At 63.2% G+C, this 25,264-nt stretch carries 22 protein-coding genes and 1 pseudogene; 7 read left to right on the top strand and 16 right to left on the bottom strand.

Going from position 1 to position 25,264, the window contains the following annotated elements:
* Positions 1-40 precede the first annotated feature (40 nt).
* The 6 genes and pseudogenes from B0T39_RS21880 to B0T39_RS21855 form a co-directional block, all read right to left on the bottom strand.
* Positions 41-430, bottom strand: a complete 390-nt coding sequence (locus tag B0T39_RS21880) for a hypothetical protein (RefSeq protein ID WP_081550464.1) — start codon at positions 428-430, stop codon at positions 41-43.
* The gene (locus tag B0T39_RS21875) at positions 427-1,752 is read right to left on the bottom strand and encodes a phosphatase PAP2/dual specificity phosphatase family protein (protein ID WP_217806317.1); all 1,326 of its coding nucleotides are present in this window, start codon (positions 1,750-1,752) and stop codon (positions 427-429) included. Before B0T39_RS21875 ends, B0T39_RS21880 begins: the two co-directional genes overlap by 4 nt.
* Positions 1,749-3,517: pseudogene (locus tag B0T39_RS21870) on the bottom strand (bifunctional alpha/beta hydrolase/class I SAM-dependent methyltransferase). Before B0T39_RS21870 ends, B0T39_RS21875 begins: the two are co-directional and overlap by 4 nt.
* Positions 3,518-3,530: 13 nt before the next feature.
* The gene (locus B0T39_RS21865; RefSeq protein ID WP_081550460.1) at positions 3,531-4,184 is read right to left on the bottom strand and encodes a lysophospholipid acyltransferase family protein; all 654 of its coding nucleotides are present in this window, start codon (positions 4,182-4,184) and stop codon (positions 3,531-3,533) included.
* A 7-nt stretch (positions 4,185-4,191) separates the two neighbouring features.
* Entirely contained in the window at positions 4,192-5,139 is a 948-nt protein-coding gene (locus B0T39_RS21860; protein WP_107732795.1) for a phosphatidate cytidylyltransferase, read from the bottom strand.
* Positions 5,132-5,740 carry a CDP-alcohol phosphatidyltransferase family protein gene (locus B0T39_RS21855; protein WP_081550458.1) on the bottom strand — a complete coding sequence of 203 codons (609 nt, stop codon included), beginning with the start codon at positions 5,738-5,740 and terminating at the stop codon, positions 5,132-5,134. Before B0T39_RS21855 ends, B0T39_RS21860 begins: the two co-directional genes overlap by 8 nt.
* Positions 5,741-6,190: 450 nt before the next feature.
* On the opposite strand from B0T39_RS21855, the gene B0T39_RS21850 reads away from it, so the two are divergent.
* The 3 genes from B0T39_RS21850 to B0T39_RS21840 all read left to right on the top strand — a co-directional run bounded on the left by B0T39_RS21850 (position 6,191) and on the right by B0T39_RS21840 (position 8,795).
* Complete coding sequence (locus B0T39_RS21850; RefSeq protein WP_081550456.1) at positions 6,191-6,994, top strand: ABC transporter substrate-binding protein; 804 nt, start codon at positions 6,191-6,193, stop codon at positions 6,992-6,994.
* A 374-nt stretch (positions 6,995-7,368) separates the two neighbouring features.
* Positions 7,369-8,109, top strand: a complete 741-nt coding sequence (locus B0T39_RS21845; RefSeq protein ID WP_081550454.1) for an amino acid ABC transporter permease — start codon at positions 7,369-7,371, stop codon at positions 8,107-8,109.
* Positions 8,106-8,795, top strand: a complete 690-nt coding sequence (locus tag B0T39_RS21840; RefSeq protein WP_081550490.1) for an amino acid ABC transporter permease — start codon at positions 8,106-8,108, stop codon at positions 8,793-8,795. The genes B0T39_RS21845 and B0T39_RS21840 overlap by 4 nt, the downstream gene beginning before the upstream one ends.
* Before the next feature lie 150 nt (positions 8,796-8,945).
* On the opposite strand, the gene B0T39_RS21835 is transcribed toward B0T39_RS21840, so the two are convergent.
* The gene (locus B0T39_RS21835) at positions 8,946-10,811 is read right to left on the bottom strand and encodes a S9 family peptidase (RefSeq protein WP_081550452.1); all 1,866 of its coding nucleotides are present in this window, start codon (positions 10,809-10,811) and stop codon (positions 8,946-8,948) included.
* Positions 10,812-11,014: 203 nt separating this feature from the next.
* Here B0T39_RS21835 and B0T39_RS21830 point away from each other — a divergent pair, with 203 nt between their 5' ends.
* The 3 genes from B0T39_RS21830 to B0T39_RS21820 all read left to right on the top strand — a co-directional run bounded on the left by B0T39_RS21830 (position 11,015) and on the right by B0T39_RS21820 (position 14,189).
* Complete coding sequence (locus B0T39_RS21830) at positions 11,015-12,907, top strand: M14 family metallopeptidase (RefSeq protein WP_081550450.1); 1,893 nt, start codon at positions 11,015-11,017, stop codon at positions 12,905-12,907.
* Positions 12,908-13,082: 175 nt separating this feature from the next.
* Positions 13,083-13,850 carry a 3',5'-cyclic-nucleotide phosphodiesterase gene (locus B0T39_RS21825; RefSeq protein WP_081550448.1) on the top strand — a complete coding sequence of 256 codons (768 nt, stop codon included), beginning with the start codon at positions 13,083-13,085 and terminating at the stop codon, positions 13,848-13,850.
* 18 nt (positions 13,851-13,868) lie between these two features.
* Complete coding sequence (locus B0T39_RS21820) at positions 13,869-14,189, top strand: DUF190 domain-containing protein (protein ID WP_081550446.1); 321 nt, start codon at positions 13,869-13,871, stop codon at positions 14,187-14,189.
* A gap of 43 nt (positions 14,190-14,232) precedes the next feature.
* Here the strand turns inward: B0T39_RS21820 and B0T39_RS21815 are convergent, their stop codons facing one another.
* From B0T39_RS21815 to B0T39_RS21800, 4 genes are all read right to left on the bottom strand, one after another.
* Positions 14,233-14,592, bottom strand: coding sequence for a helix-turn-helix domain-containing protein (locus tag B0T39_RS21815; RefSeq protein WP_081550444.1), 360 nt, complete (start codon positions 14,590-14,592; stop codon positions 14,233-14,235).
* A complete protein-coding gene (locus tag B0T39_RS21810; protein WP_081550442.1) occupies positions 14,589-14,894 on the bottom strand; it encodes a type II toxin-antitoxin system HigB family toxin in 306 nt (101 codons plus the stop codon). Before B0T39_RS21810 ends, B0T39_RS21815 begins: the two co-directional genes overlap by 4 nt.
* A gap of 138 nt (positions 14,895-15,032) precedes the next feature.
* A complete protein-coding gene (locus tag B0T39_RS21805) occupies positions 15,033-15,242 on the bottom strand; it encodes a heavy-metal-associated domain-containing protein (protein ID WP_019102750.1) in 210 nt (69 codons plus the stop codon).
* A 47-nt stretch (positions 15,243-15,289) separates the two neighbouring features.
* On the bottom strand, positions 15,290-17,647 hold the full coding sequence (locus tag B0T39_RS21800; protein WP_081550440.1) for a heavy metal translocating P-type ATPase: 2,358 nt from the start codon (positions 17,645-17,647) through the stop codon (positions 15,290-15,292).
* Between the two features lie 142 nt (positions 17,648-17,789).
* Between B0T39_RS21800 and pncA the strand changes: the two genes are divergently transcribed.
* Complete coding sequence (gene pncA / locus B0T39_RS21795; RefSeq protein ID WP_081550438.1) at positions 17,790-18,422, top strand: bifunctional nicotinamidase/pyrazinamidase; 633 nt, start codon at positions 17,790-17,792, stop codon at positions 18,420-18,422.
* A 358-nt stretch (positions 18,423-18,780) separates the two neighbouring features.
* Here the strand turns inward: pncA and B0T39_RS21790 are convergent, their stop codons facing one another.
* From B0T39_RS21790 to B0T39_RS21770, 5 genes are all read right to left on the bottom strand, one after another.
* Positions 18,781-20,139, bottom strand: coding sequence for a fimbrial protein (locus B0T39_RS21790; RefSeq protein ID WP_081550436.1), 1,359 nt, complete (start codon positions 20,137-20,139; stop codon positions 18,781-18,783).
* Positions 20,140-22,647, bottom strand: coding sequence for a fimbria/pilus outer membrane usher protein (locus B0T39_RS21785; RefSeq protein ID WP_217806314.1), 2,508 nt, complete (start codon positions 22,645-22,647; stop codon positions 20,140-20,142).
* A gap of 115 nt (positions 22,648-22,762) precedes the next feature.
* The gene (locus B0T39_RS21780; RefSeq protein WP_081550488.1) at positions 22,763-23,500 is read right to left on the bottom strand and encodes a fimbrial biogenesis chaperone; all 738 of its coding nucleotides are present in this window, start codon (positions 23,498-23,500) and stop codon (positions 22,763-22,765) included.
* A gap of 380 nt (positions 23,501-23,880) precedes the next feature.
* Positions 23,881-24,531 carry a fimbrial protein gene (locus B0T39_RS21775; RefSeq protein WP_141111352.1) on the bottom strand — a complete coding sequence of 217 codons (651 nt, stop codon included), beginning with the start codon at positions 24,529-24,531 and terminating at the stop codon, positions 23,881-23,883.
* Positions 24,532-25,106: 575 nt separating this feature from the next.
* Positions 25,107-25,264, bottom strand: a 158-nt coding sequence (locus tag B0T39_RS21770) for a transposase (RefSeq protein WP_141111204.1), incomplete at its 5' end; no start/stop codon positions are given.

Here is a 25,264-nt window from a genome sequence, read left to right as displayed (position 1 = left end):
ACGGTTCTCCTCTTCCCACGCTTTTGAATCTTCTTATTATTCACATCCGCCCCGCCAACAGCCCTGCCAGGCACAGCAGCCAGCACAGGCCGGTCGCCAGTAAAAATCCGCGCAGCAAGCGGGCCATGCCGCGCTGCCTTGCCTCCAGCGAGCGCCCGGCCAAGTCGCGCCCAAACAGCCGTGACAAGGCCAGGTCCAGCTCCTCAAGAGTGCCAGCCGAATCCACGGCCTGCAACAAGGCCGCGTCCAATTGCAGACGCCAGCCCAGCCAGGCTTGCCATAAAGCGACAGCAGCGCACAACGGCAGCCATAAGGCCGGCGCCGGCATCAGCGCCGACAAGGCCAGCAAGCCCCAACTAGGCCAGCACAGCCAGCGGCAGGAAGCCAGAACCGCGGCGCTCAGCCGCGCCTGCGCAAGATCAGACGTCACAAGGGCTCCAATCGCGCGCACAGGCGCGCCAGTTCCTCACATTGCGCATCGCTCAGCTCCACGCGCTGGCGGCGTTGCCTCAGCAGCGCGCGCGCCTGCTCCACCGAGCCCGCGCGTCCGCTGAGCACCATCCAGGCCAGCAACACTGCCGCGCTGCGTGTCAGGCCCAAAGCGCAATGCACCAGCAACGGTCCGCGCTGGCCGGCCCGCAATCGATTCAGGGCCTGTACCGCCAGCCGCAATTGAGCCGGCGCCGGCAGCAGCAGATCCAGCAAGGGCTGGCTATGGTATACCACGGCTCCGGCCGCCTGACGGTCGTATTCCGCGGCCAGGTCCAGCACCGCGACGAAGCGGGCGTCGCGCGCCGCGCTGACCGGCCCCAGCCAAACGTCCTCTATCACCTCCTCCGCGCCCGGCAAGCGGCGCAGAAAATAAGCATGCGCCAGCCGCGCGGCCAGGCTGTAAGGCCACAGCAGCACACGCGCGGCGAAGCGGCGGCGGCCGGCGTGTTTTTGCAGCGCGACCGGACCCAGCCGCCAATAAGCCCACGCCAGCACGCTCAAGGCCAGCGCCGGCCAGGCCAGCAGCCAGCCCCAGCCGCCCAGCGCCGCCGCCAACGCCAGCAGCAACGCCGCGCCTGTGCCGTAACGCGCGCCCAAAACGCGGCTGCGGCCCGGCTCGGGCGAACGCCAGGACGGCGCCGTCGGCGCCGGCATCGGCCACAGATAGCAGACCAGCACCGCCAGCGCGAAACCGCTGGGCACATCCCAAAAATGATGCTGCCAGGTGGTCAGCACCGACACGCCGATCAAGGCGAACCAGCCATGCAGCAGCCAGAGCCAGCGCCGGGGCGTGTGCTGCCAGTAGCGCAGCCACAGCACCACCAACAGGCCGATATGCAGCGAAGGCACCTGGTTGAACGGTTTGTCGAAGCCCATCAGCAGGTCGAACAGTTGCCCGAAAACGCCGTCCAGCGGCGGGCGCTCAAAGCCGAAGCGCAGCGGGAACAGCAGAAAGCACAGGCAGGACAGCAGGGTGACCGCCAGCAGGCGCTTGGCGTGGGCGTTGAGTTCGGCGCGGCTGACGCACAGGAAGAGCGACAGGCCGTAGAGCAGGTCTATGCTCCAATACGGCACGATGGTCCACGGCCACAGCGGGATGGCCCGCTCCCAGGCCATCGCCACATTACCCACCCGCTCCGGCGGCAGGCCGGCCGCGTATTGATTGGCCGCGCCGTAGAGCAGGAAGAAGCTGGGTCCCAACAGCAACAGCCATAGACAGGCCAGCCGCCAGGGGCGGCCGGCCGGGGCCGGCGGGTTCACGCCTCGGCCTCGGCCAGCGGCTGTGGCAGCTCCGTTACAACGTCGGCGCGGCGTCGCGCCAGGCTGACGCTGAAGATGCCCCATTCGTCGATGCGCTGCTCCAGCTTCTCGAAGCCGGCGTCAGCCACCAGTTGGTCCATTTCCTGCTGAGTGCGCCGGCGCATGATCCAGTCCACGCCGCCGCGATGGCTGCTCAGCGTGCGCGCGATCAGTTCCAGCTGCGGGTGCCAGGGCTGGTTGGTGTAGACCAGATAGCCGCCGGGCGGCACCGCCTCGGCCAGGCCGGCCAGCGATTGGCGGATGGGCTCGTTCTCGGGAAACAGCTCATAGAGGCCGGACACCACAGCCAGCGTCGGCGCCGGCTGCAGCGCGGCCAGGCTGGCGCGGTCAAAGGCGTTGCCCTGGTCGAAACGCGCCACCGCTTCCAGGCCGCGTTCAGCGATCAAGCGTCGGCCGGCGCCGACATTGATGTCGCTGTAATCGCGCAGCTGTACATGTTCCACCGGCTGGCCGGCCACGGCGTCCAGAATGTAGCGGCCATGGCCGGCGGCGATGTCCAACAGGCGCAGCGGCCGGCCATCGCCGCGGCGATCAGCTCCTCCAGGTTCAGCTTGCGCTGGCGTATCCCCTTCCAGCCCACGCTGTCCAGATAGGCGCGGTCGCCCAAGCGGCCCAGCGGGCTGAAGCCGGACGCCTGGTTGCGGTAAACGTAATCCAGGGTGCTGCCGGAATCGAAACCGGTGCGCCAGCCCAGGCGTATGCCGGCGGATAGGCGGCCCAGCGTGGCCAGGGTCAGCCGGGTCAGCGCAAACTGCCAGCGCAGCGGCGACAGCCAGGAGCGCGGCTGTTGCAGTTGTTGGTATTCCAGCGCGGTATAGCCGGCGGCGTCGGCGCGGCTCAGGTCCACCGCCGGCGCGCCGGCCTCCACTCGTTGGATGAAGGCGCGGATTTTGTCCAGCGCCGACGCGCGATCGCGCTCGCCCAGGGTGTCGTGGTAGAAGCCCGGCAGCAGGTGCATTTCCTTCAGGGGGCTGCCCAGTTTCTGGAAGAACTCGCGCTGCGGCCCCTGGTGCACGACGAAGTCAGCGCCCGACATCAACAACTGGGTCGGCAGCGTGATGGCGCCGGCGTCGGCGACGATGCGCTCGGCGGTGTCGTACAAGTCCAGCAGGATGTTGGAGGAAATCGGCCGGGTGATCAGCGGGTCGCTGTTGTAGGACGCGATGCGCTCCGGATCATGAGTCAGGAAGCGCGCCTTGACATAGGAGTTGACGAAGAAATTGCCCCGCAGCCACTGCATCAGCCGGAGCCCAAGCCGGGCGAAGGGCACGTAGAGCTTGACCTTGAAGGCCGGCGAGGCCAGCACCAGCGCGCGCACGCGCGGCGCGTAGTCGTGGGCCCAGGCGGCCGCCAGCACCGCGCCCACGCTCTGGGCGATCACCACGATCTCCTCCATCGCCAGGCCGTGACGCTGGCACAGGTGGCGGACGAAGCCGTCCAGATCGCGCACCGTGGCGCCCAGGCTGGGGCTGTAGCCGCGCGGCCCCTCGTTGCGGCCGTGACCGCGCGCGTCCCAGGCGAACATCGGCGTATCCGCCAGTTGCAACTCGTCCACCAAGTGCTGCAGGCGGCCGGAATGCTCGTGGCCGCGGTGCAGCAGCACGACGGCGCGCGGCCGCGGACCGGGAGTCAGCGCCGGCCAATGCCGATAAAACAGGGTTTGACCGTCAAAACTGACGAACTGCGATTCTTCGGCTTGGCGCATGCTCGGGCTCCTTTCAAGCCTCCTGCTCCGCCGGCGCGGCGGGCAGCGTTTTTTGCTTCAAGTACAACAGCGATTCGCGGATGCGGTCGCGGAAAGCGGTTTTCTCTTCCAGCCACTGCAGCGGCCGGCCAACGGCGATGTCGACGAAGAAGGGCACCGGCAGCCATTGGCCGCGCCCCATCGCCCGGCCCAGGCCGTGCAGGTAGACCGGCACCACCGGCACGTCGGGGAAATCCCGGCTCAGATACCAGATGCCGGACTTGATCTCGGACAGCACCTCGGGTTCGCCGCGAGAGCCTTCCGGAAACAGGATCAGAATCCGTCCCTGGCGCAGCGCCTCGCGGCACCCCTCCAACGGGTCCAGGCCCTTGGCCACGCCGCCGCGCACCACCGGGATAATGCCCACCACCTGGGTGGCGAACCAGGCGAACAGACGATTTTTCAGGAAGTAGTCCGCCGCCGCCGCCGGCTGCACCTCGGGGATGCGCCCCAGCGGAAACAGGCTGTACAGCGCCAGGATGTCCAGGTGGCTATTGTGGTTGGCCACCACGATGGCCGGGCCGTTCAGCGGCAGCCTCTCCTGATGACGCACCGTCACCCCCAACCACAATCGCACCACCGGCCGGGCCAGCAGCAACACGAACAGAATGCGCAGCAATCGGCTCATCATCGGCTCAGAAGTACAAGTAGTGGACATAGTGGAAGAACAGCGGCGCGGTATAGGTCAGCGAATCCAGCCGGTCCAGCACCCCGCCGTGGCCGGGCAGCAGGCGGCCGGAGTCCTTGACCCCGATGTCGCGCTTCACCGCGGAAATCACAATGTCGCCGATGAACCCCATCACCCCGATCAACAAACCGGCCAAGGCCGCGTGCAGCGGCGAGAACGGCGTCAGCAGCGGCCCCAGCAGCCAGCCCAGCAAGCAGGTGGTCAGCGCGCCGCCGAGGAAGCCCTCCAGCGTCTTGTTGGGCGACACCTTGGGCGCCACCTTGCGCCGGCCGAAGGCCTTGCCCCACAGGTATTGCGCCACGTCGTTGAGCTGAGTCAGCGCCACCAGGTAGAACAGCAACATCGCGCCCTGGGCCGGTTCACCGATATGGGTCAGCTGCGGCAGGGTCAACACGGCGGCCATATGGCTCAGGCAGAACACGCAAATCATCAGCCCCCATTGCAGCGAGGCGGCCGCCTTGAGGAAGCCCTGGGTCTCGCCGATCAGCACCATGCGCATCGGCAGGAACAGGAAGATGTAAACCGGGATGAAGATGATGAACATGCCGTACCAGTGAATGCCCAGCCAGTAATACTGCAGCGGGATGCTCAGATAAGCCCAGAACAGCACCACGTGATCGGCGGTGCGGGTGGCGCACAGCGTCAGGTATTCCTTCAACGCCAGGAAGCTGATCAGCGCGAACACCACCAGCGCCAGCGGCACATTGCCCAGCAGGGTCAGCGAGAAGCAGGCGACGATCCACCACCAAGTGCGGATGCGCAGCTTCAGTTCCAGCCAGTTCTTCTGCGGCGAACGGCTCTCCAGCACGCGGATGGCGACGCTGGCGATCACCAACAACGCGAATACGGCGCCCAGCGCCCAGATCAATGCCTGCGGCAACAGCGGTTTAAACATCTTCGCCCTCTTTCAAAATGGCCCGCGCCCGGTTGACGCAGGTCAGCGCCATCAAGGCGGCGCTCAGTCCAAACACCCAAGCTCCCCAGGCCGCCGCCTGCGGCCACAGGCCCAGCAACAGCGCGTAGGCGCCGTAAACAAAGGCGCGGTCGCTCTTGCCCATGGGCCCGTCGTAGCGCCGACTCGCACCCAGGCTGGGGCCCAGCACGCCCACGAATTCGGTCAGCAAGGCCAGCGTCACCGCCAACACCACCCAGGCCGGCTCCGCCAACAAGAAGGCGAACGGCAGGTAGAGCGCGGCGTCGGACACCACGTCGCCCACTTCGTTGAGAATGCCGCCCAGCCGGGACTTCTGACCGTGCTCGCGCGCCAGCATGCCATCGATGGCGTTCAAGGCCATGCGCAGGAACAGGAATACGGGCAGCAACCGCCAGGGCAAGGCCTGATCCGGCCGGCAGGCCAGCCAGCCGCCGTAGGCGATGGAAGCCAGCATGGCGCCAAGCGTGACGTGGTTGGCGGTGACGCCAAGGGAAACCAGGCCGCGCAGCAAGGGGCGCAGCAGGTCCTGAAAACGGGATTTGAGTTGATAGATGCTGGGCATTTCGGCTTCGGCTCGTCTGCTTCGTCCCGACGCGCTTTCGCGCCAGTCATCACAGTCGTCAAGAAAAGTTGCAAATCCGTCGACGCGTCCGCTAATGGGCAACGCACGGAAAACGCGATTATGCCGATTGCAGAAAAGCGCGGCAAAGGAAATTGTTTGGCAATCCTACCTCGAACAAAAATATCGGCCCGCCGTCGCCACTGCCTCGATTTGGACAAGGCATTGTTCCGATGAGGAAAATCACACAATAAAAACAAATTAATATATAAGACTAATTTTTAATAATTTCCAAGAATTTGCAGGATGCCTTAGCATCACTCCATCGCATGTCATGGGCTTATCCATGGCAGAAAATTTCTCGGAATCACGATGCGCCGGCATCTTCTGAAAACGCGTCGCCAAACGGCGCGAACGAAACCCGCGGCGCGTCTTCAGACAAGGGGCATCATCATGAAACACGCCATCGCATTGGCCATCGCCTTGAGCACCGCCGCCGGCGCCGCCTGGGCCGACCGTCTGGACGACATCAAGAAAGCCGGCGTGCTGCGCGTCGCCGCCTTCGACAGCAACCCGCCCTTCGGCTTTCTCGACGCCAAGACTCGCCAGATCTCCGGCCTGGACGTGGACGTGGCCCAGCACATCGCCAAGAAGCTGGGCGTCAAACTCAGCCTGATCCCCACCAATCCGGCCAACCGCGTGCCGCTCTTGGTGTCCGGCAAGGCGGATCTGGTAGCCGCCAACTTCACCGTCACCGACGAGCGCAAAAAGCAAGTGGCGTTCAGCCTGCCCTACTTCGCCTCCGGCCAGCAGTTCATCGCCCGCAAGGGTTCGCTGCAAAAGCCGGAGCAATTGGCCGGACTGCGCGTGGGCGTGGACAAGGGCACTACCCAGGAAGTGAACCTGCGCGACAAATACCCCAAGACCACCGTAGTGGCCTACGACGACACCCCCTTGGCCTTCACCGCGCTGCGCAACGGCAACGTCCAGGCCATCAGCCAGGACGGTTCCAAGCTGGCCGCGCTGCTGGCCAACGCGCCGGACAAGGCCAAGTTCGAACTGGCGCCGTTCACCCTGACTCGCGAATACCAGGCCATCGGCCTGCCCAAGGGCGAAGCGCGTCTGCTGAAAGCGGTGAACGACAGCCTGCTGGAACTGGAAAAATCCGGCCAGGCTGCCAAGATCTACAATCAGTGGTTCGGCCCGGCCGCCAAGGCGCCGCTGCCTAGGGACTTCAAAATCGGCGAAGCCAGCTAAGACCCGCTAACAAAACCCCTGATCCTGCGTTGCGCCTCCTTGTCGTACGACTTGTACTGCCTGCGTCGGCGCGCCTTGGCTCAGGTTCTCTGCGAGGTTTTCTTAGCGGCTCTAAGAACCTGTTTACGATCTGCTGCGCGTCGGCGATACGGCGTTGAAAGCGAGTTCAAAATGCTCATGTACCGCTTGACCATTCCGCTTTTTCGCTTGTTTTCGCCTTGTCTCTCCCTAGCTCGCGAGATCGTAAACAGACTCTAAGACGGCGCGTTTTTCCATCCGTATCCCCAGCCGCCGGGCGCGCCCGGCGGTTTCGCCATTTCAAGCGCCGCCGGCGCTGAAAGGCGGAGCGCAATCGCAATACAGGACAGCAAGCAATGAATCCCCCCTCCTGGCTCGGCCACCACTGGCTGGAGCCCCATTATCTGGGCTGGCTGCTCAAAGGCGCGTTGCTCACCGGCTGGCTGGCGCTGCTGGTCTGCGTCGCCGCCACCGCGCTCGGCATGCTGCTGACCGCGGCGCTGGAATCGCGCTGGCGCGCGCTCGGCCGCGGCGCCGGCCTCTGGGTCAGCTTGCATCGCAACACACCGCTGATGGTGCAATTGCTGTTGTGGTATTTCGGCGTGGCGGGCCTGCTGCCGGAAGCCGCCATGCTGTGGCTGAACACGCCGCGCAGCCTGCCCTTGCCGGGCGGCCTGGCGCTGCCCTGGCCGTCCTTCGAATTCCTGGCCGCGCTAGTGGGGCTAACCCTTTATAGCGCCAGCTTCATCTGCGGCGAGCTGCAGGCCGGGCTGCGCAGCGTCGCCGCCGGCCAGCGCCAGGCCGCGCGCGCGCTGGGCATGAACGGCTGGCAGGAATTCCGCTGGGTGGTGCTGCCGCAGGCCTGGGCGCTGGCGCGCCGGCCGCTGGTAGGCCAATACACCGCGGTGGTGAAGAACACCTCGCTGGCGATGGCCATAGGCGTGGCCGAGTTGTCCTATACCTCTCGTCAGGTGGAAACCGAAACCCTGCTCGCCTTCCAGGCCTTCGCCGTGGCCACCGCCGCCTATCTGCTGCTGGTATTGCTGACCCAGGCGCTGAGCCAGCGCGGCGAGCCGGCATGGAGGGCGCCGCGATGATGCCGCCAGTGATTCAGGACAATCTCGATTATCTGCTGTGGGGCAATCTGGCCCACGGAGAACCCGGCGGCCTACTGCTGACCCTGGGCATCAGCGCCGCCGCCGGCGCGCTGGCCAGCCTGCTGGGCCTGGCCGGCGGCATCGCCCTGGTCATGTGCGGGCCCGGCCCGCGCCGCGCGCTGGGCGCCCTGGTGGCGCTGCTGCGCGCCATCCCGGTGCTGATGCTGATCTTCTGGTGCTATTTCCTGTTGCCCATCCTGTTTGGCGTGGACATCCCCGGCGTGCTCACCGTGGTGTTGGCGCTGGCCTTGATCAACGCGGCCTATCTGAGCCAGTCGGTGCAGGCCGGCATCGCCGCCATCGGCCCCGGACAATGGGCGGCCGGGCTGTCGCTGGGCCTGGACCGCTGGCAGACGCTGCGACTGATCGTGCTTCCGCAAGCGCTGCGCATGATGCTGCCCTCCTTCGTCAACCAGTGGATCACCCTGATCAAGGACAGCTCGCTCGCCTATGTGGTGGGCGTGGCCGAATTCACCTTCGTCGCCACCCAGGTCAACAACCGCGAACAGGTCTACCCGCTGGAGATTTTCGCCTTCATCGCGCTGGCTTATTTCGTGGTCTGCGGCGGCCTGCAGCTACTGGGCCGCTGGAGCGATAGGCGCTGGAGTCTGCCGGCCAGGGCCTGAGAACCTGTTTACGATCTGCTGCGCGTCGGCGATACGGCGTTGAAACCGAGCTCAAAATGCTCATGTACCACGTGTACATTCCGCTTTTTCGCCCGTTTTCGCCTTGTCTCGCCTTGGCTCGCGAGATCGTAAACACGTTCTTAGCGGGTCTTAATTCAAATGCTGATGGAAGAAACGCTCCATCGCGCCATAGGCGTCGAAGCGGTTTTCCTCGTTGTGGAAACCATGGCCCTCATTGTCCTTGACCATGTATTCCACTTCCACGCCGCGCTTCTGCAGCGCCTTGACGATCTGATTGGATTCGTCGATGTTGACGCGGGGGTCCTTGGCGCCTTGCAACACCAGCAGCGGTGTCTGGATGCGGTCCACCTGGAACACAGGCGAGCGCTCGCGCATCATCGCCTTATCCTTGACCGGATCGCCCACCATCTCGTGCATCATGTCCAGCATCGGCTTCCAGTACGGCGGTATGGTGTTCATGAAGGTGAATAGATTGGACACCCCCACGTAATCCACCGCGCAGCGATACAAATCCGGCGTCTTGGTAATGCCCGCCAGCGTGGCATAGCCGCCGTAGCTGCCGCCGTAGATGCAGACGCGCTTTGGATCCGCCACGCCCTGCTTGACCAGCCAGTCCACGCCGTCGCTGACGTCGTCCTGCATGGTGCCGCCCCATTGCTTGAACGAAGCCTGCCAGAAATCGCGGCCATAGCCGGTGGAGCCGCGGAAGTTCATCTGCAGCACCGCCCAACCGCGGCTGGCGAAGAACTGCACCTCGGGGTTGAAGCGCCAGCTGTCGCGCGCCCATGGCCCGCCGTGCGGATTGATGATTACCGACAGCCCCTTGGCGTCCTCCTTCCCCTTGGGCAGGGTCAGGTAGCCGTTGATGGTCAAACCGTCGCGGCTGCGATACTGCACCGGCCGCATCGTCGCCATCTCGCCCTCCTTCAACCAGGGCGTGATCTCGGCCAGTAGTTCCAGTTTGTCGCCGGCCTCGTCGTATAGATAGCGCTTGCCCTGGGTACGGTCGTTCCAGGCCGCCACGATGAAGCGGTTCTCCGCGCGGTTGGCGGACTGGATGTCCACCTGATAGCCGGGCAGCCGCGCCTCCAGCCTGGCGAGCAGAGCCTCGCTCTTCTCGTCGAGGCATAACCTGCCCGGCTTGTCGGTTTCGAAGCGGGCGCAGGTGATCACTTTGCGCTTGCGGGAAAAGCCCAGACCGTCGACATCCACGTCGTCGCGCTGATAGATCTGCTTCACTTCCTTGCCGGTCTTGGGATCGAATTCGACGATGGCGCTTTTGTCGCGGCCCAGATTGCTGGCGGCGTAGAAACGCTGGTTGTCGAAAGTGAAGAACAAGGGATTGAAGCTATCGCGGAAGGAGGTGGTCATCAGCTTGCGGAAGGCGCCGCCCGGCTGATCGCGATACAGCAAGGTGCTGTTGACGCCGTCGGTGGTGGTGGCGATGCGGATGCGGCCATTGTGATCGGTGCTCCAGCTGGTGACGTTGCCGGGGTTCTTCGCCTCCAGCGTCAGCTTGCCGGTTTTCAGGTTCACTCGGTAAACGTCGAACACTTCCGGCTTGCGCTTGTTCAGGCCCACCAGCAATTCATCGTCCCGCTCGGTCAGTTCGTCGACGATCTCCGCGCGCACGCCGGGAAACGGCGTCAGATCGCGGCTCTTGCCGCTGGCCAGGTCCACCGCGTACAGGTGGAAATTCTCATCGCCGCCATTGTCCTTGCTGTAGACCAGCCGCTGATTGCCCTTCCAAAAATAACCGGACAGGTCGCGGTCCTTCACCGCGGTGACGCGCCGGTCCGGTTGCCCCGGCCGGCGCACCACGATATTGCGCCGCGCCTCCCAAGGCGTCAGGAAAGCCACGCTCTTGCCATCCGGCGACAAGGTGAAATTGCTCTGCTCCGGATTACGGAAAAAATCGCGCAGCGGAATGTCCGCGGCGTAGGCCGCGCCGGACAACGCCGCTGCCAAGACCAGGCTCGATACCAAAGTTTTCACGGAAACCCCTTTTCTGAAATGATCCCGATCCGGCGCAGCCGCGCTGGACCCCTGCGATAATATGCCACAAAAATATCCATTCTCGAGCCACACTCCCCCGCTGGCACCGCTTGATCCCGATCAAGCCGCCATGCAACAGCCCGTGCGTCCGCCAGGCCGGCGGGCGTAGCCTGTTTCGGTCTCGGACAATCAGGATAATCATCATGCACTTGCCGCTACGCCTCGCCATTGTTTCCGCCTTCGCCGCCCTGCACCTCGGCCCGCCCGCGCACGCCATGCCGGCCGCGCCGGACTACGTCGACGACAGCCAATACCTGTCCGCCGCGCGCCAGCGCGTGCTGCCGCCGGACATCCCCTGGCAGGGAGACAGCCAGCGCTTCGCGGTCAAGGCGGACGACCCGTGGGCCACGCCGCTGGAGGCCAGCGGCTTCAAGCACACGCCGGCCTACCCGGAAACCATCGCCTATCTGAACAAGCTGGCCGCCGCCAAACCGGCGCTGCTCAAGCTAAGCCCGATGACGGAGAAAACCGATCAAGGCCATGAGATGATGATGGCGGTGGTGTCCGCCGCCGCCGATAAATCGCCGCAAGGCCTGCGCGCCAGCGGCAAGCCGCTGATCTATGTGCAGGCCGGCATCCACCCCGGCGAAGCCAATGGCAAGGACGCCGGACTGATGCTGATCCGCGACCTGCTGATCCGCGACGACGCGCGGCTGTCCAAGGTCAACCTGCTGTTCGTCCCCACCGTCAACGTGGACGGCGACATGCGCTACGGCAAATACGGACGCATCAACCAGAACGGGCCGGAACAGACCGGCTGGCGCGTCAACGGCCGCAACCTCAATCTGAACCGCGACTTCACCAAGCTGGACAGCCCGGAAATCCGCAACGTGGCGCGCGCGCTCAACGACTACCAGCCGGACTTCTTCATCGACACCCACAGCACGGACGGCGTCAACTATCAGTACGACGTCACCTACTGCAACAACGGCCAGGGCTGGTCGCCCGAATCCAGCCGCTGGATGGATCAGGTGATGACGCCCGAGGTCTACCGCGAGCTGCGCCGCTACGGCCATGAACCCAATGTCTGCATCTCGATGAACGACAACGAGAACCCCGACAAGGGCTATTACCCGTACTACAGCGATCTGGCGCGCTTCTCCAATCAGTACGCCGACGCCCGCGGCATCCCCGCCATCCTGGTGGAACTGCACGCGCTCAAGCCCTACAAGCAGCAAGTGCTGGGCAACTACGTGCTCTATCGTTCCATCTTCGACAGCGTGTCCCGCCATTACGACGGCCTGCGCGCCGCCATCGCCAAGGACCGCGCCGCGCGGCCGGACCCGGTGACGCTGAGCTGGAAGGAAGCCGAGGGCACACCCAAACTGGTGGACTTCAAGGGCGTCAAGTTCGACAAAGTGCCATCTCCTATCACCGGCGACAAGATCGTGCGCTGGAGCAATCAGCCGCGCGACTACCGCCTGCCCATCACCCCGCTAACCGTGCCGGACCTGATCGCGGCGCGGCCCAAAGCCTATGTGGTGCCGGCGCAATGGCACGAGGTGATCGCCCGGCTGCGCGCTCACGGCGTCCAGTTGCGCGTGCTGAGCCGGCCGGAAACCCTAGACGTTACCGTCTACCGACTGGACGACATCAAGCTGGGCACGCCGTTTGAACCAGACCGCGAATCCGCCGACAAGATTCCCGGCTACGAAGGCCGCTTGCTGATAGACGGCAAACCCAGCCCGCTGCAACGCAAAGTCACTTATCCGGCCGGCTCCGTGGTGGTGGACCCGCAACAACCCTTGGGCACGCTGGCGATGCTGCTGCTGGAACCCTCCAGCCCGGACTCCTTCCTGCATTGGGGCTTCTTCAACGCCAATCTCACCTCGGCGGAAGCGCCCGAAGCCTATGTGATGGAACCGATGGCGCGGCGCATGCTGGCGGAAAGCCCGGCCTTGCGCCAGGCCTTCCAGGCCAGGCTCAAGGACCCCAAATTCGCTAAGGACCGCAACGCCCGGCTCAACTGGTTCTATGAGCAAACCCCGTTTGCCGACAGCAACCGCTTCCTCTACCCGGTGGGCATCGTGCGCTAACCCCGCGCCGCGCAGGCGGCCGCCGGCTTGTCTATACTAAAAAGATTCAAGCCGGCGGTTTCTTGGGCGCGGGCGCGACAATAACTCGCATCAGGCGGAGCGGGCAGCAGATCGTTTCCATGTTTGCAGCGGCGGACCGGCGTGGCCGGTCAACAGCCGCAACCAGGAGAAACCCATGCACATCAAGGTTCTCGGCGCCGCCGCCTGCATCGGCCACCCCGGCCACACCACCAGTTTTCTGATTGACGAAGACACCCTGATAGATTGCGGCACCGGCGTCACCAGCCTGCGCGCGGACGAGATGCTGTCCATCCGCCAGGTGCTGCTCACCCACAGCCACGCCGACCACTGCGGCTGCCTGCCGTTGCTGGCCGACGTTCACGCCAGCCGCCGCGGCCCCGGCCTCACCGTCTACAGCCAGCAAGAAACCCTGGACGCGCTGCGCGCCCACCTGTTCAACGGCGAACTCTGGCCGGACTACACCCGCCAACCCAGCGCGGAACAGCCCTGGCTGCGGCTGCACGCGGTGGAGCCCGGCTACGCGCTGCCGATAGGCGAAGGCCTGGCCACCGCGCTGCCGGCCAATCACAGCGTGCCGGCGCTGGGCTGGCTGATAGAGGGCAGCTGGCGCGCGCTCGCCTTCAGCGGCGACAGCGGCCCCTGCCCGGCCTTCTGGCAATGGGTGTCCAATGTGCCCTCGCTGACCGACGTGATCTGCGAACTGACCTATACCGACGAGCGCCAGGGCGAAGCCGCGCGTCAGGGCCATATGACGCCCTTGCTGTTGCTGCCCTTCCTGCCGCTGCTGCCGGCCAACACGCATCTGTGGATCAGCCACATCGACCCCGGCTGCCGCGAACACCTGCTGGAACAACTGCGCTCGGAATACTCCAACGGCCTGCGCGTCTGCCCGCTGCGCGAAGGTATGCTGATCGAACTGTAGCTGCCGGAGGCCAAGGCCATGCAAGGCTATCAACTCTCCTTCTTCACCCAGCAAGACCACAGCCACGACGGCCTGCCGCTGGCGGAATGGATAGTGCAACAGGCGCGGCGGATGGACATCCGCGGCGCCACGCTGTTCGCCGCCAGCGAAGGCTACGGCCGCCACCGCCGGCTGCACTCCGCTCACTTCTTCGAACTGGCGGACCAGCCCGAGGAAGTCACGCTGGTGGTCAGCGCCGACGAAGCCGAACGGCTGCTGGCCGCGCTCGCCGCCGCCGGGGTCAAGGTGTTTTACGTGAAGACGCCGGTGGAGTTCGGCGTGCTGGGGGAGGAGGAATAAGAGTCCCCCCGTCGCATCAAGGACGAGGGACGGCTCGAATCGTTCAGCCGCGGATCAACACCTCGGCGGGAATATGCAGGCCCTCATGCAAGCGGCGGATCATCGCGAGGCTGAGCGGCCGCTTGCGATTCAACACTTCATAGACGCGGTTGCGGTTGCCCAGATAAACCTGCATGTCCGCCACCGTCAAACCGCCCTGCTCCATGCGGAATTTGATCGCCTCAATCGGGTCCGGCAAATCGATGGGAAAGTGCTTGGCCTCATAGGACTGGGCCAGCGTCGCCAGAATGTCCAGACGCTCGCCTTCCGGCGAATCCAGCGCCGGGTCCATCTCCACCAGTGCGGATATTTCTTTGAGCGCGGCCTGATAGTCGGCCTCGCTGCGGATGGGACGGATATTCATGGCGACTCCATTTCCACGGTGGCGGCATCGACATCGTACTGCGCATGGGTGCCGATGAACTTGATGTAGACAATGCCCACCCGATAAGCGACGGCAACGATCAAGCGATAATCATTGCCCTTGATATTGAACACCACCCGGTTGGCTTTGATGAAACTGGCGCTGCGATACCGGTCCTTGATGTCTTGTGGACTGGCCCAACACGCCTGGCCCACCTCATCTACCCACGCTTTCAGCGCTTGCTCGGCATGGGGATGCCGCGCCCAGAAAGTTTTCAAGACGCGGGTGGCGATGATCTTCATGGCCACAGGATAGTCCCAATACGGGACCAAAACAAGCTGTCCCGCATGCCGGGCCCAGTGGACAACACGCAGGTCCTCCAAACAAACAGGGCATGGCCCGCAAGCCATGCCCTGTTCCGCTACGCCGCCGTTTAAGGCTCAGCGCGTCACGTCGAAACCCGCGTCCTCCACCGCCGCCGCCAACTCCTCCGGCGACACGATCTCCGCGTCGTACACCACCTTGGCCTGCTTGGCCTCCAGGCTGACCTCGGCCTCGCTGACGCCGGCCATGCCGCTGAGCACGCCGCTGACGCTTTTCACGCAACCCTGGCAGGTCATGCCATCCACTTTCATGATCAATTCGGACATTGCTTTCTCCTGAAAAAACTCAAAACTCCGCTAGCGCCGATGCCGCCTTATTTCCAGCGCCGCAGCAGCAGCGAATTACTCACCACCGATACCGAACTCATCGCCATCGCCGCGCCGGCGATCACCGGGTTCAACATGCCCAGCGCCGCCAGCGGAATCCCCATCACGTTGTAGATGAAGGCGAACAACAGATTCTGCCGGATTTTGCGCAGGCTGGCGCGCGACAACCGGATCGCGTCCACCGCGTGCATCAGATCGCCATGCATCAGAGTGATGTCGGCGGCCTCGATCGCCACGTCCGAGCCGGCGCCCATCGCCAGGCTGACGTCGGCGGCCGCCAACGCCGGCGCGTCGTTGACGCCGTCGCCCATCATCGCCACCTTGAAGCCCTGCGCCTGCCAGCGCCGCACTTCCGCCGCCTTGTCCTGCGGCTTCACCTCGGCGCGGTAGTCGCGGATGCCCGCCTCCGCGGCGATGCCGGCGGCGGTGGCCGGATTGTCCCCGGTCAGCATCGCCACCCGTATGCCCATCGCCTGCAACTGCGCCACCGCCTGGGCCGAACTGGGCCGGATGCGGTCGGCGATGGCCAACAGCCCCAGCAATTCCTCGCCGCGCGCCACTGCCACCACGGTGTTTCCCGCCTGTTGCAAGGGCAAGGCGGCATTCAAGGCCTGCTCGCCCAGCCAGCCTGGCACACCGGCTCGCACCAAGCCGTGGCCGGCCACTTCCGCCTGCACTCCCTGCCCCACCTGAGCGGCGAAGCCGCTGACCGGCAGCAAGCCCAGGCCCTGTCCTTGCGCCTGTTGCAAGATGGCGCGCGCCAGCGGGTGTTCCGATCCAGCCTCCACGCTGGCGGCCAGTTGCAGCACCAAGTCCGCGTCCGCCGCCAGCGGCAGCACTTGTTTCACTTGGGGCTTGCCCTCGGTCAGCGTGCCGGTCTTGTCCACCAACAGCACCCCCACCTGGCTGGCCAGTTCCAGCGCGGTGGCGTTGCGGAACAGGATGCCGCGCCGCGCGCCGTTGCCCACGCCCACCATCACCGACGTCGGCGTGGCCAGGCCCAGCGCGCACGGGCAGGCGATCACCAGCACCGCCACCGCGTGGATCAGCGCCGCCGACCAATCCTGCAGCCACAGGCCGGTAACGACGAAGGTCAGCAGGCTGATGCCCACCACTACCGGCACGAACACGCCGGAAATCACGTCCGCCAATTGCTGAATCGGCGCCTTGGAACCCTGGGCCGCGCTGACCAGGCGCACAATCTCGGCCAACTGGGTATCCCCGCCCACGCCGGTGGCGCGCACCTTCAGCATGCCGTCCTGATTGCGGGTGGCGGCGTAGACGCTGTCGCCTACGCGCTTGGCCACCGGCAGGCTTTCGCCGGTCAACATGCTTTCATCCAGCGCCGCCGCGCCGTCCACCACCTCGCCGTCCACCGGCAAGGTTTCTCCGTGGCGCACCACAATCAGGTCGCTCTGACGCAGCGCGGTGACCGCCACCTCCTCCACCCGGCCGTCCTCGCGCTCCACGCGGGCGGTCTTGGGCGCCAACCGGATCAGTTCCTCGATCGCGGCCGAAGTCTTGCCCTTGGCGCGGGCTTCCAGCAACTTGCCCAGCAACACCAGCGTAATCACCGAAGCACTGGCTTCAAAATAAACATGCTGGCCTTCCAGGCCCAGCAAGGTCACCGCCGCCGACAACAACCAGGCCATGCTGGTGCCCAGGGCCACCAGCACATCCATATTGGCGCCGCCGCCGCGCAGCGCCGCCCAGGCACCCTTGTAGAAACGCCAGCCGACGACAAATTGCACCGGCGTGGCCAAGGCCAACTGCCAGTAACGCGGCAGCCCGCCATGGTGGCCGCCGCTGAACATTGCCGCCATTTCAATAAGGAAGGGCATGGTCAGCAAGGCGGAGAACGCGAACCACAGCCGTTCGCGCCGGTAACGGCGCGCATGCTCGGCGGCCAGCGTGTCGTCGCCCGGCCCGGCCTTGGCCGCGGCCTGGTAGCCGGCGCGGCTCACCGCGGCGATCAGCGCCGCCTCGTCGGCCAGGCCGGCCACATAGTCGACGCGGGCGCTCTCGCTGGCGAAATTGACTTGAGCGGACACGCCAGGCAAGCGGTTCAGCACCTTCTCGATGCGGCCGGCGCAGGCCGCGCAGGTCATGCCCTGGATGTCCAGCTCCGCCTGCCGGCGCGGCACGGCGAAACCGGTCTTGGCGATGGTGTCCACCAAGGTTTGCGGCGGGGTTTTTACCGGGTCGAACGAGACCTTGGCGGATTCGCTGGCGAAATTGACCGCCGCCTCCACCCCGTCCAGCCGGTTCAACTGTTTTTCAATCCTGGCGGCGCAGGCCGCGCAACTCATGCCCTCAATCGGCAAATCCACGGTACTTGCTGTCATGATGACCTCCTAGGCTGAATTATATACCCCCACAGGGTATCAATGGCAAACCCTTTTTTCGCGATTGTCACGGTGCCGGGCTTTACCGCGCCGGCGGCCGCGTGGTAACAAGAAAGGCTGAGAACCCTTGCAGGAAAACGCTATGCCCCTGAAACGCTACGGCGACGATTGCGCTTTGATCGTGGTGGACATGCAAAACAGTTTTTGTCCCGGCGGCGAACTGGCGGTGGCCGACGGCGATCAGATCGTGCCGCTGATCAACCACATGATGCAGTTCTTCAACCGGGTGATCCTGACCCAGGACTGGCACCCGGCCAAACATGTGTCCTTCGCCAGCCAACATGCCGGCAAGCAGCCCTTTGACAGCATACCGCTGCCCTATGGCGAGCAGACGCTGTGGCCGGACCATTGCGTGGCCGGCAGCCACGGCGCCGAATTCCACCCGGAGCTGGACACCAGCCAGGCCCAGCTGATCATCCGCAAGGGCTGCAACCCCGCGCTGGACAGCTATTCCGCCTTTGTCGAAGCGGATCGCCAGACTCCAACCGGCCTGGCCGGCTATCTGGCCGGACGCGGCGTCAAGCGGGTGTGGCTGGCCGGGCTCGCCACGGACTACTGCGTGGCCTGGAGCGCGCTGGACGCGCGCGCCGCCGGCCTGGAAACCATGGTGGTGGACGATGCCTGCCGCGGCATCAATCTGAACGGATCGCTCAGCAGCGCCTGGGCGCACATGCTGGCCGCCGGCGTGCAGAGGCTGCGCTCGGACGAGGTTTGACAGCGCCAGCGCTGACAGATCCCGCCAGACCCTAAACAAACTTTTGGACACAAGAAAAAACTTAGAACGTGTTTACAATCTCGCGAGACAAGGCGAAAACCGCTGAGAAAGCGGAGTGTACACACGGTACATGAGCATTTCGAAGGGGTGCTCACCGTGGGCGCGTCTCACGACGCGTGAGCAGATCGTAAACAGGTTCTAAGGTAAATCCAGTGTTTTCTGGGGGTGAGTTTTTATGATACGTTCGCCAAATCTTGAAGAACGCTTGAGGCACAGAGCGGTATATGTCGCGCGGCAAGTCCACGCGCCGCGACATTGGGAGGACGTCGGTTGAACCAATGATTTAAGTTGATAGCCATTACGGATAAGACAGTACAAAGGTAGTCGTCGCCGCAAACGCTCCCGGCTTAATGGATTCGTCCGTGGTGCGCACATAATGGGCGTTGAGGTCCAGCATCAGCACTGGATTATCGCTGCTGGCGGTGCCGACCAGAATGCGGCGGCGGCTGTCAGAGCTACTGGGCGGACCAAAATACACATCAGTCTGGACATTGCGTCGCAGCCGCACACCCAACCCTTGAGCGCTGCGGCCGGCATTGGCATTATTGGGCATCAGGGTATTGCCGTTATTGGCAGGGGTGCCGGCATCGGTAAAGTTGATCGACGGCTTGGCGTTGATCGCACATTCCTCCAAGCGGATGCTGAAAGGCACGCTGTCCTGGGACACCGCGTCCTTGCGGTCCAGCTTAGAAACATCAATCGAATTCATGGAAACACCCAGTTTTTGCGAGGCTAGCGACACTTTGCAGGTGGGAGAGGGTAGCGGCGGGGCCGTACCGCCACTCCAATTCGTGTAAATAAAGGGGTAGACAGGCTTAGGGCTCTTCCAATCATTACCATTACCTTCAGCACCACCCGCATTAGAATTACAGCCATTGGGCACATTCTGACTAGCGCCGGAGCCTGTGCCATGGGCATAGATGGAAAAAGGAGAGGCTATGACCGCGCCCTCCCCCCCTTTGTATAGGGTGGGGTCGGTAAGAACCAACTCCTGGACAAACCCCCCTCGTTTGCTGTAACTCCCCGCCGCTTGTGGGGTGTCATCGAAAAGACTCCAGGTATTGGAGCCTGGAGTAGAACCATGACCGCCACCGATGATTCGCCCCGTATAATTGCCAACGCTGTCCAAATGACGCCAACGTACGCCCAGCCCAGGAACTAAGCGGTGGGTATCGAATTTCAATGGGTTAGGAACATCCGCCCAGCCCGCCCCCAAGCGCATCCGGTCATTGTTGATACGAGAGTCCACCCGGTAGCCAATAGAGAAGGTAAAAACCCGTCGCAACAAAACATCGCCAGCCCGGGAGGCGCTGCTGAGCGGCACACCGGGCACCTCAATCATGCTATCGATTATTGCCCTATCATCGCAACTCGTGATCCTTGCCTGGACGGGCAGGCAAAAACCAAACCATAGCAGTAGGGGCCAAGTGTATTGGCTTAGTCCCAAGGCCGGCTGAATGGCGGGATGCGCACCTGCCCGCCCTGCGCTTTCTCGACAACAGCCAAGAGGGTGGGCGACCTTGCAAGCCTCTGCCCCCCCCACTCCGCTCAGCCCCGGCGCACGGCAAGCCATATCCACCGGACGACGCTTGAAAGCGGCCTGAAGCAAAAAGGGCAGCAGAGCTGGCTTAGCCCCCTTGTTCAAATCCCATTGCATTTATCTAGACTCCTTCTCGCTTCCGTTGCAGATCACTGTCTGACGTTGGTAATACCTGCCAGCCTTGGCCGGCGGCAACCGGTATTCGGCCACGCATTGGCCATCGCGCCATTTCACCGCCAGCCGGCCCGTAGCCTGCTTCAGCAAGAGCAACACCTTGCCGCTGGGATCGACAATCCCCAACGGCTTGCCCTCGCTGTCTTCCACGCTGGCGCCAAACGGCGCGGTTCCGCCGTCCGGCCACAGCAAAGTGAACTGGGCGCGCTGACCGCGATGAGCCTTGAACACCCCCTTGACCACCGCGCCGCGCCGTGGCACCACCAGCTTGACCGTATCCTCCAGTTCCACATCCGCGCCCAATTGACGGGTATCCAGACTCAAGGTGTTGACACGATAAGGCTGCGCGTACGGCTGCAGCACATAGCCATTTCGCCCCAGCTTGCCGCCGTCGCCGGCGCGCAGCGCCGGCCCGGACAACCCCTCCACCTGCAATAGCGCGAAGGTGTCACCCACGGTGCGGCTCAGGTTGACGCCACCGCCGTGGACGACTACGGCGCCTGATACCCCGATGCTGCCGGATTGATAATTGCGCGCCGCGTTGTATGCCGCGCTCAGTTGAACAAAGTCCGCGCGGTGGTTCACACTCACCCCTACGGTGCCGCGGCCATCCCGGCTAGCGTACCCCGCCTGCACGGAATAAGAAGTGGCTTCGCTCAAAGAACCGCTAACGCCGCTTTGCAGCGAGGCGCCACCGCCCGTGGTATGACTCAGGTTGCTATACAGCCGCGGCGAGCGCGGCTTGTCGCCCAGCGGCAACGTGAAAGTGAGCATCGCCTGGGTGCTGCTGACGCCGCCGGGACGGCTGTCGCGGCTCTGACTCAGCGTGAAGTTGTAGCCCAGGCGTTTCCAGTTATTGCCATAACCCAGCCCCACGCTGCTGGTCGTTCCGCTTTGGCCCCAGAAGCTTTGTTGGCTCAGGTTCAGATACAGGCTGCCAAAGCGCCGTTCGCGTCCCAAATCCTGCTGGGTGGTCAAATCAATGCGTGAACGGCTGCGGCCGAACTGCCCCTGGCTATTGCCCGCGAGATCGTTGGCGTGATCATTGAAACTACGGTAGCCGGAGGTGGAGTAGCGATAGGCCGCCAACGTCAGGTTGGTATAAGTGCGGGTAAAGGTTTTGGCATAAAGCAGCCGCACGCTCTGCCCCCGTTGCCGCTCGCCCTGGGCGCGGCTGGTGGACTGGGTCATGTCCAACGACAGCGCGCCCACCGGCGTGTTGGTGCCCACGCCCAGATTGATCGCCTGAAAGTCCGGAGTGAACTGGAAGCCCGCCGCCACAGTGCTATCGTCGCCCACGCCATACGTCAGGGTGCCGGCGGCGAAACCGGGACGAACAGCCTGGCTGCCCTGGTACTCGCCCGCGGCGGCGCTGTACTGCCAGCGCCCCTTGCGCAGCATCAGCGGCAGGCTGGAAAAGGCCTGGTGCGTCACTCGCTTGCTGCCGTCGGCCTCGGTCACGGAGATTTCCAGATCGCCGTTGGAACCGGACGGAAAGATATCCGTCAGTTCGAACGGCCCCGGCGGCACGTTAGCGCGATACAGTGTGTAGCCGTTCTGGCGCACCTCCACCACCGCGTTGCTCTGCGCCTGACCACGCACTACCGGCGCGTAACCTCGCTCGCTGTCCGGCAGCATCGCGTCGTCACTGGCCAACTGGACGCCGCGAAAACGCACACTGTCGAACAAAGTGGAGTCAGAATATTGTTCCCCCACGGCCAACTGGCTTTTCCAGGCGATCAGGTCCCGCTGCAACACGGTGCGGTTGCTGCGTGCGCTCATCGATTGGCCATCGGCCCAATTGAGCGATGCGTCGTTGCGCAACCGCCAGGCGCCCAGGTTGACACCATTTTGCAGGCCGAGAAAAACGCTGCGGCTGTCTATCCCCCGCGGTTCGCTACTGCGGCTTTCGCTGCCGCTGAACTGATAATTGACATAGGCGGCGGCCACCCCGGCGTCCCATAGCTCCGGGTCTATGTAGCCGCGGGCGCCGCGGCTTAAAAAGGCTTGGGGGAGGCTCAATCGCAGCTGCAAGCGGTTTGGATCGTAATCCACCGAGGCCAGCTCCATCAGCGCGGGCAAATCCAGACAGGCGGGATCGCCCGCGGATAATGGCGGCGTCAATTCCTGCAGCTTGACACCGACGGTTTGCAGCAAATCGGCATCAATGCAGGGTTCCACCTTGCCGTTGGCGGCATTCTGCCGGAACACGATGTCTCGGCGTCCGGTCAACTGGTCGTTGACCAACACATCCACGCGATAGCTGCCGGGCAGCAGGGCGTTGCCGGCGCTGAGCACCGCGCTCAAATCCGGTATCCGGCCGGAACCGTTGATGAAGTTGGTATTAAAGGCCAACAGAGTGGGCGGAGCGGCGGTTTCTCCCCGCTCCGTCTTTTCCGCTCTGGACAGCTCCGCCAATGCCAGCAACAAGGCCAGGCAACCGGGCTTCAACGCAGAACGGCAACGGGGTAAGGTGTGGCTCCTTGGCAATGGGTCTGAACGTATACGCATGGCTGGGCTTTATGAAAACAGACGGCCGTCCACGCTCAAATCGGCATGGTCGGCGTCATTTAACGCGGGGGTCGCGCGGGCGAGGACGTGCCTCTTGGCCCGCGCCTAGCGAGACTTCGTATTCCACATGGCCGCCAAAGTCGTTGATGATGCCGTATTGCAGCTGTGCGGAATTAACGCCGGCGGTCGGTTTCAGCGGCCATTGCCCGCTACCGCCGGGCGCCACCATGTAAGCGCTGGCCAGCTCCTGCCCGCCTTTGCCGGCCTGAAGCTTCAAATCCACCACCGTCACGTGGTAACGGCTGGGGTTGTCCACGCGCAGTACCCGCTTGCCCTCGGCTTGTCTAATGCTCCATTGCAAAGCTTCCGGAGCTTGCAAAGCGGTATCGCCGTCCAGGCCCGGAGGGCGGAAAAAGACTTTGATGCGTTGTCTAACCGCCAACTGCAGCACATTGTCGCCGTTCGCCGTCTGAGGAATTTCCTGCACATTGAGCCAGAATACCGACTCACGACCATCGGGCGCGCCGCTGCCTTCGTACAGCACCCGCAGCAGTTGTTGCTGCTTGGCTGGCAAGCGCGCCAAAGGCGGTGTCACCGCGAACGGCAACTCCCCCTGCGCCCCTGTCGCCGGCTCCAGCCAGGACTGGACCAGAATCTCTTCGCCCAAGTTGCTGACGGTAATGGACGCCTCCTTGTTATTACCGTCAAAGATGATGCGGGTACCGTTAAGGGCAATGCCGGCCCAAACCGGGCTCATAGCCAAGGCCAGAATCAAGGGCAAAATGGTTTTCATGGAGATAGATAGCGCCATGGAGTGTCCAACAAGGGCCCGGGCAGCTGACGCGGCCGGGGTGCGATAAGAACCTGTTCAAGGTTTGCTGCGCTTCAGCGGAGTTTTAGACAAGAGCGTTGAAAACAACCTCAAAATGCTCAGGCACCACTTGTACACTCCGCTTTTTCGGTCGTTCTCGCCTTGTCTCGCGAGATCGAAAACACGCTCCAAGAGCACCCGCCCACAATCCAGAAAAGCAAAGCGAAACAGAAGGAAAACGGAATGGGCCAGGAGCAGACCAGCAAAGCCTGGCCGTTTTCTCGCTCCTCCTCCTTCATCGCCTTGTAACTCGGCCGAATGTAAAGCGGGTTCTTGGCGCCGGACGGCGCCACGCAGCCGGCTTACTCGTAGGTCAGGGTAAACGGCAAGCTGGCATTGGCGATGCCCGGCTCAAGCGCGCCGCCCGTGGTGACATAGGCGGCGGCAAAACTGACGCGGCGGACCTCGTCGGCCGCTCCCGCGTCCGCTTCCTTCAGCAAAGCGCCATCGGTCAAGTTAAAGGCCTTGGGGTTGGCTACGGCGGCACTGTCGAACACGGCAATACCAACGCCTTTGGCAAAACCCGGCGATGCGGTGCCATTGTTGACGCGCAGAATGCTATTGCCACTCAAAACCTCCGGCGCGGACCCCGCCAAATTCATCGATACCTTGCTGGCGGTTTTGCAAATAATGTCGAAATTCACCTGACGGCTGCCGCTGCCAGTGAACTTGGGATTAGCCAGCGTGCCAATGTCTTCCACCGACACCGTGCCCATTTCCACCTTGATGCTGGATGCGTCGCCATTGGGCGAGCTAAGCCGGCAAGTGTCCGAAGTAATACTGCCCGTGAAATCAATCTGACCGGACAGGGTTTCGGCAAACACCGGGCTGACGGCAAACACGGCCAGTGCCACCAAAACGACTTGTCCTTTCTTGCTGCTCAATATTTTCATGAAAAATCTCCCACAGATTAAAAAAACCGCCAGCCATAAGCTCGCGACATTCGACGACACAAGTGCGTCAATCCCAAATCTTTAAATCCGTGGTCGATTCTATTCGTTCAAATACTTATAAAACATAGGATTAATCCTATTTAATTGTCATTTTACTTTCACAAACCACCAATGGATTCGCATTTATTTAAATACATCTATTTCACTTCCAGAATTCAGCTCAACAACCGATACACCCATCGGCATTTATCATTGCCGTGAAAAATAAGCAGCCGATACATCTGATAAATACAAGGGTTGGGCTGTGCAAAGAACTTGAGGGCAAAACACCCCTGCATCTAGGATGCCGGCTAACGATTTGGACCCGCTAACAAAATCCCAAGGCCTGCCTTGCGTCTTCTTTTCGTATGACTGGTATTGCCTACGGCGGCGCGCCTTGACTCAGGTCCTTTTCGAGGTATTGTTGCGGGTCTTAGCGGACTAAGAACCTGTTTACGATCTGCTGCGCTTCGGCGATACAGCGTTGAGAACACCTTCGAAATGCTCATGTACCACGCGTACATTCCGCTTTCTCAGCCGTCTTCGCCTTGTCTCCCCCTCGCTCGCGAAATCGTAAACACGTTCTAAGAGCCTGTTCACGATCTTTTGAGCAACAGCACGAGGAAGGCTAAATGGATGAACTGCAAGCTGGTATTGAGTTTCCGCTCGCAGTTCTTCCATAACCGTCGGCATTTCTCAAGCCAAGCAAATGAGCGCTCCACCACCCAACGTTGAGGCATCACCGCAAATTGGT

Source organism: Chromobacterium haemolyticum (assembly GCF_002081825.1).
Lineage (GTDB): Bacteria > Pseudomonadota > Gammaproteobacteria > Burkholderiales > Chromobacteriaceae > Chromobacterium > Chromobacterium fluminis.
Note: the sequence above shows the minus strand (reverse complement) of the source record. Positions and strands in the feature narration are given on the sequence as shown.